Here is a 448-nt window from a genome sequence, read left to right as displayed (position 1 = left end):
GCCTGGATCATTCACTGGTCGCCAATTCGAACGATGCCGTGATCGTGCTTGAGAACGGCTGTCTCTGCTGCACCGTGCGCAGCGATCTCGTCACCACGCTCAACGAGCTCTATCAATCCCGACTTGCGGGCCGTATCGCCGCGTTCGACAACGTCGTCATCGAGACATCCGGTCTCGCCGAGCCCGGGCCGGTGGTGCAGGCCTTCCTTTCGGAACCGACGCTGGATGGACTCTACCGCGTGGCAAGCGTCGTGACGTTGGTCGACTCGGTCAATTGGGGCGGCACCAGCACCAATCATGAAGAGGCCATCCGCCAGGTGGCGCTGGCAGATCAGATCCGCGTCACCAAGCTCGATCTGGCCGATCCGGCCGCGGCGGAGGATCGGCTTGCGGAGCTGAGACGGCTGAACCCGGCTGCCGATATCGCGGCGATGGACTGGTCCACGCC

1 protein-coding gene is annotated in these 448 nt (G+C 63.8%); it reads left to right on the top strand.

The window, feature by feature from the left end:
• Nucleotides 1-448 (top strand): CobW family GTP-binding protein (locus tag AC1D0P_RS29615; protein ID WP_477679996.1); only part of this gene is annotated, 448 nt, incomplete at both ends.

The organism is Polaromonas sp. P1_G2 (assembly GCF_056405515.1).
This window is presented reverse-complemented; position numbering and strand designations above follow the sequence as displayed.